Source organism: Streptomyces laurentii (assembly GCF_040635425.1).
Lineage (GTDB): Bacteria > Actinomycetota > Actinomycetes > Streptomycetales > Streptomycetaceae > Streptomyces > Streptomyces laurentii.
Genome location: NZ_JBEYHT010000025.1, coordinates 92,824 through 101,448, shown reverse-complemented (window position 1 = coordinate 101,448; position 8,625 = coordinate 92,824). Strand labels below are relative to the sequence as shown.

The following is an 8,625-nucleotide window of genomic DNA, read 5'->3' as shown; positions in this document are numbered from 1 at the left end:
GCCGGTGATCAGCGCCGGGGCGATGAAGAGGCCCACGACCAGACCGAGCGCCCCGAGCAGCGGGGCGGAGTGCACGGACCACAGAAGGGCCGGCCCCACCCGCGCGGGCCCGTCCGGCGCGGCGGAGCCTCCGTCCGCCGGAAGCGGCGGCTCCGGCGCACCCGGCGGCTCGCCCGCACCGTCCTCGTGACCCTCTCCCTGGTCGTCGGCGGCCTGTGGTGGGCGCAGGACGACCAGCCGCCGCCCGGCCCCGTGCTCGCGGCGGCGCCCGTCGGCCACGGCGTGGCGGCACCGGTCGCGGCCCGCCCCGTCGTAGTGCCGCAGTCCCGTCCCCAGCCGCCGGCCGCGCCGCTGAAGCGCTCCCGGCCCACCGCCCTCGCCGTCCCCGCGATCACCATCCAGGCTCCGGTCGTCGAACTGGGGCTCGACGGCACCGGGCATCTCGCGGTCCCGCCCGTCGACAACCCCCGGGTCGTCGGCTGGTACGCGAAAGGCGTCACGCCCGGCGAACGCGGCACCGCCGTCGTGGTCGGCCACCGCGACACCCGCACCGGACCGGCGATCTTCCTCAACCTCAACGTGCTGAACCCGGGCAACACCGTGCGCGTCGCCCGCGCCGACGGACGGGTCGCCGTCTTCACCGTCGACCGGGTCCGCACGTACGACAAGGCGTCCTTCCCCGACGACGAGGTGTACGGGCCCTCGGACCGGGCCGAACTGCGGCTGCTCACCTGCGGCGGCCTCTTCGACCGCAAGAACGGCTACGCCTCCAACATCGTGGTCTTCGCCCACCTCACGGGTGTCGACCGCACGATCTGACCCCGCTTCACGTCCCCGCCCCCGTACCCGCCCTTGGCCCTGGCCCGGCCTGGCGAGAACTTGCCAGAGGCTTCCGCTCCTTCGGGCCCGGCGCGCACGATGGCCGAGGAGCCGGCAGGAGCCCGCACCCCCTGTGGGTGTCCGACCGGCACCGCCTTCACGGACCGCTCCGCCCCGCCATGCGTCACGCGGTCCGTCGTCGCCCGGAACGAGCGCTCCCGCCCCTCCTCGGGACCGCGCCCCGCTTCCGGGCGGGCCCTCCCCAGGACGGCGGCAGGGCGGCCGGTGCGGACATCCGCTCCCGCGCCGGACCGCCCTGTGGCCGGCCGGTCCGCCGGCCAGCCGTCCAGGGTTCGGGCCCCTTCGCCTCGTACGGACGCGAGGGCCAGGGCGCGGTGCGGTTCTGCCGCCATGCCCCTCGCTTCCGGCGCTTCCCGCCCCGCTGACGCGCGCGCCGGACCCGCGGGAGCGCACCTCGCCATGGTCCGTACCGCGGGAAGAGGACTCTGGCGCGCGAAAACTAACAGCGCTAGTTTGGGCCCGCAGGCACGCGACAGCGTGACCGCGTGACAGGCGAGGAGAGAGCGGATGAAGGTCCACGACGCGATGTACATCGGCGGAGAGTGGCGCGCCCCCGCCTCCCCGGAGACGATCGCGGTGATCGACCCGTCGACCGAACAGGTCGTCGCCCATGTCCCGGCCGGGACCGCCGAGGACGTGGACGCCGCGGTACGGGCCGCCCGCGCCGCGCTGCCCGGCTGGGCCGCCACCCCGCCCGCCGAGCGGGCCGCCCGGCTCACCGCGCTCCGCGACGCGCTCGCCGCCCGCGCCGAGGAGATCGCCGCCACCGTCACCACCGAGCTGGGCGCCCCGCCGAAGCTCGCCGCCGGGGTGCACACCGCCCTGCCGGTCACGGTCGCCGGCACGTACGCCGCACTCGCCGCCACCCACCCCTTCGAGGAGAAGGTCGGCAACTCCACCGTCTACTCCGAGCCGGTCGGCGTCGTCGCCGCCATCACTCCCTGGAACTACCCGCTCCACCAGATCGTCGCCAAGGCCGCCCCGGCCCTCGCGGCCGGCTGCACCCTCGTCCTCAAGCCCGCCGAGGACACCCCGCTGACCGCCCAGCTCTTCGCCGAGGCCGTGCACGACGCGGGCGTGCCGGCCGGGGTGTTCAACCTCGTCACCGGCCTCGGCCCGGTCGCCGGCCAGGCCCTCGCCGAGCACCCCGGCGTGGACCTGGTCTCCTTCACCGGCTCCACCGCCGTCGGCCGCCGGATCGGGGCCCTCGCCGGAGGGGCCGTCAAGCGCGTCGCCCTCGAACTCGGCGGCAAGTCGGCGAACGTCATCCTGCCCGGCGCCGACCTCGGCAAGGCCGTCGCCGTCGGCGTCGCCAACGTCATGTCCAACTCCGGCCAGACGTGCAGCGCCTGGACCCGGATGCTCGTGCACACCGACCAGTACGAGGAGGCGGTCGCGCTCGCCGCCGCGGCCGTCGCCACGTACGTGCCGGGCGAGCGCGTCGGCCCGCTCGTCAGCGCCCGGCAGCGCGACCGGGTCCGCGGCTACATCGAGCAGGGCGTCGCCGAAGGCGCCCGGCTCGTCGCCGGCGGCCCCGAAGCCCCGCGCGAGACCGGCTACTTCGTCGCCCCGACCGTCTTCGCCGACGTCACCCCCGGCATGACCATCGCCCGGGAGGAGATCTTCGGCCCGGTCGTCTCGATCATGCGGTACGAGGACGAGGAGGATGCCCTCGCCCTCGCCAACGGCACCGAGTACGGGCTCGCCGGCGCCGTCTGGGGCGCACCGGAGGCGGCCGTCGCCTTCGCCCGCCGCATGGAGACCGGCCAGGTCGACATCAACGGCGGCCGGTTCAACCCGCTGGCCCCGTTCGGCGGCTGGAAGCAGTCCGGGGTCGGCCGCGAACTCGGCGCGCACGGCCTCGCCGAATACCTCCAGACCAAGTCCCTGCAGTTCTGAATCCTGGTGAGCTGAGCCGAAGCTTCCCGTCCTCCGGCGCCGGGTCCGGGGCCACCGTGCCCCGGGTGCCCGGCGCTCTCCGTACGCGCGTCCGAGCACCCGAGGAGACACGAGCGTGATCCGCGCCGCCGTCCTGCCCGCCGTCGGCTCTCCGCTGGAGATCACCGGCATCGAACTGCCCGCCCCCGGACCCGGCCAGGTGCGGGTCCGCCTCGCCGCCGCCGGGGTGTGCCACTCCGACCTGTCGCTGTCCGACGGCACCCTGCGGGTGCCCGTCCCCGCCGTCCTCGGCCACGAGGGCGCCGGCACCGTCGTCGCCGTCGGCGAGGGCGTCACGCACGTGGCCCCCGGCGACGATGTCGTCCTCAACTGGGCGCCGTCCTGCGGCACCTGCCACCCCTGCTCGCTCGGCGAGGTCTGGCTCTGCCTCGACGCCCTCTCCGGCGCCGCCGCCGTCCACGCCCGCACCGAGGACGGCACCGCCCTCCACCCCGGCCTCAACGTCGCCGCGTTCGCCGAGGAGACGGTCGTCGCGGCCGGCTGCGTGCTGCCCGCGCCCGAGGGCGTACCGCTCACCGACGCCGCGCTGCTCGGCTGTGCCGTCCTCACCGGCTGGGGTGCCGTCCACCACTCGGCCCGGGTCCGGGCGGGCGAGACGGTCGCCGTCTTCGGGGTCGGCGGCGTCGGCCTCGCCACCCTCCAGGCCGCCCGCGCCGCCGGGGCAGCGGCCATCGTGGCCGTCGACGTGTCGCCCGAGAAGGAGGCCCTGGCCCGGGCCGCCGGTGCCACCGAGTACGTCGTCGCCTCCGACACCACCGCCAAGGACGTCCGGAAACTGACGGGCGGCCACGGCGTCGACGTGGCCGTCGAATGCGTCGGCCGCGCCGTCACCATCCGGACCGCGTGGGAGTCCACCCGGCGCGGCGGCCGCACCACGGTCGTCGGCATCGGCGGCAAGGACCAGCAGGTCTCCTTCAACGCCCTGGAGATCTTCCACTGGGGCCGCACCCTCTCCGGCTGCGTCTACGGCAACTCCGACCCGGCCCGCGACCTGCCCATCCTTGCCGAGCACATCCGCGCGGGCCGCCTCGACCCCGGCGCCCTGGTCACCGACCGGATCACCCTCGACGACATCCCGGCCGCCTTCGACGCCTTGCGCGCCGGCAAGGGAGGCCGCGCCCTCGTCGTGTTCTAGGTCCTACGAACGACCGGACCCGGCCGGGGCCGTCACCGCGGCCCTCGGCCGGGACCGGGACACCGCCACGCCCGCCAGGCACAGCGCGCCGCCGCCGAGCGTCAGCAGTCCCGGCAGCTCGCCGAGGAACACCCAGGCCATCAGGACGACCAGGGCGGGCACGGCGTACGTCGTCGCGCCCATCCGGCCCGCGGTCGTCCGCGCCAGGGCGTAGGCCCAGGTGGTGAAGGCCAGCGCGGTCGGGAAGACGCCCAGGTAGACCATGTTCAGGGTCGCCGACAGCGGGGCCCGGTTCGCCTCCTCGACGAGCTGTCCGGCGAACGGCAGACACGCCACCGCGCCGACCAGGCACCCGAAGGTCGTCACCTGGAGCGCGCTGCCGTGTGCGAGCGCCGGCTTCTGCGACACCACCCCGCCCGCGTACGCCACCGCCGCGAGCAGACACAGCACCACCCCGAGCAGGGACGCGTGCCCCGCGCCCGACCCGGCCGACATCGACAGACCCACCGTCACCGCGCCGGCGAACGACACCGCCATGCCCGCGAGCAGCCGGGGCGGCAGCGTCTCGCCGAGCACCTTCGCCCCGAGCAGGGCGATCAGGATCGGGCCGATGTTCACGACCATCGCGGCCGTCCCGGCGTCGACCTCCTGCTCGCCCCAGTTGAGCACCACCATGTACGCCCCGAACCACATCAGCCCGGACAGCGCGATCCCGCGCCAGGCGGCCCGGGGCGGCAGCCCCTCCCGCCGGACGAGCAGGACGGTGCCGAGGACGACCGACCCGGCGAGCAGCCGGCCGAGGGCGAGGGCGCCGGGGGAGTAGGCGGCGCCCGCGCTGCGTATGGAGACGAAGGCGGAGGCCCACAGCACGACGGTGACACCGGCGGCGGCGAGCGCGAGTCGAGAGGTTCGGTTCGGCATGGGAGGACAGTACGGCCGGGACTGTTCGGTCCCCACCGCACGATCACGGCCCGCTCGGGCCGCGACGTCCCCCGCCGCTACGTGTCCTGCCCGGCGCCCCGTCGCGCCGCGCCCCACGCGTCCCGTACCCCCGCCTCGTACTGCGTCCCCAGACCGTCGAGCAGCGCCCGCAGGCCCGTCGTGAAGGCGCCCTCGTCGACCTTCTCGCGGTGCTCCGCGAGGAGATGGGCCTGGCCGAGGTGGGGGTAGTCGGCCGGGTCGTACGCGGTCTCGTCGTCGACGAAGCCGCGGGCGAAGGAGCCGAGCGCGGAGCCGGTGACGAAGTAGCGCATCAGGGCGCCGACGGAGGTGGCCTGCGCCGGGGGCCAGCCCGCGCGGACCATCGCGCCGAAGACCGTGTCGGCGACGCGCAGACCGGCCGGGCGGCGGCCGGGGCCCTGGGCGAGCAGGGGGACGAGGTGCGGGTGCCGGGCGAGCGCGGCCCGGTAGGAGACGGCCCAGTCGTGCAGGGCGGTGCGCCAGTCCCGCGGGTCGTCCGGCGCGAACATCGACAGGTCGACCTGTGCGCTGACCGTGTCCGCGACCGCGTCCAGGATCGCGTCCTTGGTGCGGAAGTGGTTGTAGAGGGAGGGCCCGCTGACGCCCAGTTCGGCCGCGAGGCGCCGGGTCGACAGGGCGGAGAGCCCTTCGGCGTCCACGAGCGCGCCCGCCGTCTCGACGATGAGGTCACGGCTCAGGAGGGGCTTGCGCGGTCGGGCCATGGCGCACATAGTAGGCGTGCCCCAGAAAACTAGCAGTGGTAATTAAACGGACGGGTGGCGGCGATGGACCTGGGACTCAGCCCGGAGCAGACGGCCGTACGGCGGCTCGCCGAGGACTTCGTCGCCCGCGAGATCACCCCGTACGCCGTCGCCTGGGACCGCGCCGAGGAGGTCGACCGGGGCATCGTGAGGAAGCTCGGTGACGTCGGGTTCCTGGGTCTGACGATCCCCGAGGAGTACGGCGGCTCGGGCGGCGGCCATCTCGCGTACTGCCTCGTCACCGAGGAACTGGGCCGCGGCGACTCCTCCGTCCGCGGCATCGTCTCCGTCTCGCTCGGGCTGGTCGCCAAGACCATCGCGGCCTGGGGCGACGAGGACCAGAAGCGGACCTGGCTGCCCCGGCTCGCGGCCGGCGACGCGCTCGGCTGCTTCGGCCTCACCGAGCCGGGCACCGGCTCCGACGCCGGGAACCTCGCCACCCGCGCCGTCCGCGACGCCGCCACCGGCACGTACGTGATCAACGGCGGCAAGATGTTCATCACCAACGGCACCTGGGCCGACGTCGTGCTGCTCTTCGCCCGCACCAACGACACCCCCGGTCACCGGGGCGTCTCCGCCTTCCTCGTCCCCGCCGACACCCCCGGCCTCACCCGCCGCGCCATCCACGGCAAGCTCGGACTGCGCGGCCAGGCCACCGCCGAACTCGTCCTGGAGGACGTCCGCGTCCCCGGGAGCGCGATGCTCGGCCCTGAGGGCAAGGGCTTCGCCGTCGCCATGTCCGCGCTCGCCAAGGGCCGGATGTCGGTCGCCGCCGGCTGCGTCGGCATCGCCCAGGCCGCCCTCGACTCGGCCGTCCGGTACGCGGGGGAGCGGGAGCAGTTCGGCCGGTCCATCGCCTCGTACCAGCTGGTCCAGGAACTGATCAGCGACATCGCCGTGGACGTCGACGCCGCTCGGCTGCTCACCTGGCGGGTCGCCGATCTGATCGACCGCGGCGAGGAGTTCGCCACCGCCGCCTCCAAGGCCAAGCTGTACGCCTCCGAGGCCGCCGTCCGCGCCGCGAACAACGCCCTCCAGGTCTTCGGCGGCTACGGCTATATCGACGAGTACCCGGTCGGCAAGCTGCTGCGCGACGCCCGCGTGATGACCCTCTACGAGGGCACCAGTCAGATCCAGAAACTCATCATCGGACGGGCGCTGACGGGCGTCTCCGCGTTCTGAGCCTCTCCACGCTGTGAGCCTCTCCACGCCGTGCGTACGGGCGGTGATGAGTACGCGCCTGAGTACCGGCGCGGATATGGCGGGTGCCCCGCCCGCCCGATGCTGTCCGGCATGAGCGACACACCCGTCAAGCAGCAGAACACCGCCGCGTACTACGCGCAGGCCGCCCTCTCCTTCGGACTCGCCCTCTTCGCGGTGACCGTCGGGGTCTACCAGCTGGAGGCCAGCGCCTGGGTGCGTGCCTTCCTCGCGGTCTCGGTCCTCTACCTGACCACCTCCGCGTTCACCCTCGCCAAGGTCGTCCGCGACCGGCAGGAGGCGGGCCAGATCGTCAGCCGGGTCGACCAGGCCCGGCTGGAGAAGCTGCTCGCCGAGCACGATCCCTTCCAGAAGCTCTGAGCGCCGCGCGGCGCGGCGCGGCACGCCTCGGGGCGGGGGAAACCCTGCCCCCTGGGACTCTAAGCGCTTGCTCAGCTTCGTTGTATGGTGTTCGTCCCTGTGACGGCCCGAAGAGGAGTGAGCGATGAGCGCGGCGGAGGAGACGGAGGAGGCGCCCTGCGGCGAGGACACGCCGTGGGGCGAAGTCACGCCCGAGGCCGCCCGGCGTCTGCTGATCGCGGCCGTCGAGGCGTTCGCCGAGCGCGGCTACCACGCCACCACGACCCGCGACATCGCGGGCCGGGCCGGGATGAGCCCCGCCGCGCTCTACATCCACTACAAGACCAAGGAAGAGCTGCTCCACCGGATCAGCCGGATCGGGCACGACAAGGCCCTGGAGATCCTGCGCGCCGCCGCCAGCTCCGAGGGCACGGCGTCCGAGCGGCTCGCCGCCGCCGTGCGGTCCTTCGTGCGCTGGCACGCCGAGCGGCACACCACCGCGCGGGTCGTGCAGTACGAGCTGGACGCGCTCGGCCCCGAGCACCGCACCGAGATCGTGGCGCTGCGCCGCGAGTCGGACGCGGCGGTGCGCGGGCTCATCGAGGAGGGCGTGGCGAGCGGCGAGTTCGACGTCCCGGACGTGGCCGGCACCACCATCGCCGTGCTGTCCCTCTGCATCGACGTCTCGCGCTGGTTCACCACCCAGGGGCGGCGGACCGCCGACGAGGTCGGCGCGCTCTACGCCGACCTCGTGCTGCGCATGGTGGGCGCCCGGACGCTTGCCGCGCCGGACGGGTCCGCGGCTCAGAAGTAGTAGCGGGACACCGACTCGGCGACGCACACCGGCTTGTCGCCGCCCTCGCGCTCCACGGTCACCGTCGCCGTCACCTGCACGCCCCCGCCGGCCTCCGTCACCTCGGTGAGCACGGCGGTGGCGCGCAGTCGCGAGCCGACCGGTACCGGCGCGGGGAAACGGACCTTGTTCGTGCCGTAGTTGAGGCCCATCTTCATGCCCTCGACCCGCATGACCTGCGGTACCAGGACCGGCAGCAGCGACAGCGTCAGATAGCCGTGCGCGATCGTCCGCCCGAACGGGCCCGTGGCGGCGCGCTCCGGGTCGACGTGGATCCACTGGTGGTCGCCGGTGGCGTCGGCGAACAGGTCGATCCGCCGCTGCTCGATCTCCAGCCAGTCGCTGTGCCCCAGCTGGTCGCCGACCGCGGCGCGCAGCTCCTCGGCGGAGGTGAAGATCCTCGGCTCGGCCATGTTCCGCTCCCTCTCGTGCATCCGTGAACGCGGGCGCGGACAGGGAGGCCCGCACCTAAGCGACTGCTCAGCATGTTGTGGGGC

The 8,625-nt window shown here is 74.3% G+C and carries 9 protein-coding genes; 6 read left to right on the top strand and 3 right to left on the bottom strand.

Going from position 1 to position 8,625, the window contains the following annotated elements:
- Positions 1-186: 186 nt before the first annotated feature.
- From ABZ693_RS18010 to ABZ693_RS18000, 3 genes are all read left to right on the top strand, one after another.
- A complete protein-coding gene (locus tag ABZ693_RS18010) occupies positions 187-819 on the top strand; it encodes a class F sortase (protein ID WP_381698237.1) in 633 nt (210 codons plus the stop codon).
- A gap of 588 nt (positions 820-1,407) precedes the next feature.
- Entirely contained in the window at positions 1,408-2,799 is a 1,392-nt protein-coding gene (locus tag ABZ693_RS18005) for an aldehyde dehydrogenase family protein (protein ID WP_359877830.1), read from the top strand.
- A 115-nt stretch (positions 2,800-2,914) separates the two neighbouring features.
- Positions 2,915-3,994: a zinc-binding dehydrogenase gene (locus tag ABZ693_RS18000; protein WP_359877827.1), complete on the top strand. Its 1,080-nt coding sequence runs from the start codon at positions 2,915-2,917 to the stop codon at positions 3,992-3,994.
- Positions 3,995-3,997: 3 nt separating this feature from the next.
- Here ABZ693_RS18000 and ABZ693_RS17995 read toward each other — a convergent pair whose 3' ends face one another.
- Both ABZ693_RS17995 and ABZ693_RS17990 read right to left on the bottom strand, forming a co-directional pair.
- Positions 3,998-4,915 carry a DMT family transporter gene (locus ABZ693_RS17995; protein ID WP_359877826.1) on the bottom strand — a complete coding sequence of 306 codons (918 nt, stop codon included), beginning with the start codon at positions 4,913-4,915 and terminating at the stop codon, positions 3,998-4,000.
- A gap of 77 nt (positions 4,916-4,992) precedes the next feature.
- Entirely contained in the window at positions 4,993-5,676 is a 684-nt protein-coding gene (locus ABZ693_RS17990) for a TetR/AcrR family transcriptional regulator (protein ID WP_359877823.1), read from the bottom strand.
- A gap of 63 nt (positions 5,677-5,739) precedes the next feature.
- Between ABZ693_RS17990 and ABZ693_RS17985 the strand changes: the two genes are divergently transcribed.
- The 3 genes from ABZ693_RS17985 (at position 5,740) to ABZ693_RS17975 (ending at position 8,089) form a co-directional block, all read left to right on the top strand.
- Positions 5,740-6,897, top strand: coding sequence for an acyl-CoA dehydrogenase family protein (locus ABZ693_RS17985; RefSeq protein WP_359877820.1), 1,158 nt, complete (start codon positions 5,740-5,742; stop codon positions 6,895-6,897).
- A 111-nt stretch (positions 6,898-7,008) separates the two neighbouring features.
- Entirely contained in the window at positions 7,009-7,296 is a 288-nt protein-coding gene (locus tag ABZ693_RS17980) for a YiaA/YiaB family inner membrane protein (protein WP_359877817.1), read from the top strand.
- A gap of 124 nt (positions 7,297-7,420) precedes the next feature.
- Positions 7,421-8,089 (top strand): TetR/AcrR family transcriptional regulator, encoded by a 669-nt coding sequence (locus ABZ693_RS17975; RefSeq protein WP_359877815.1) that lies wholly within the window; start codon positions 7,421-7,423, stop codon positions 8,087-8,089.
- Here ABZ693_RS17975 and ABZ693_RS17970 read toward each other — a convergent pair.
- Positions 8,080-8,541, bottom strand: coding sequence for a MaoC family dehydratase (locus ABZ693_RS17970; RefSeq protein WP_359877812.1), 462 nt, complete (start codon positions 8,539-8,541; stop codon positions 8,080-8,082). The two genes, ABZ693_RS17975 and ABZ693_RS17970, sit on opposite strands and share 10 nt — an antisense overlap.
- Positions 8,542-8,625 lie beyond the last annotated feature (84 nt).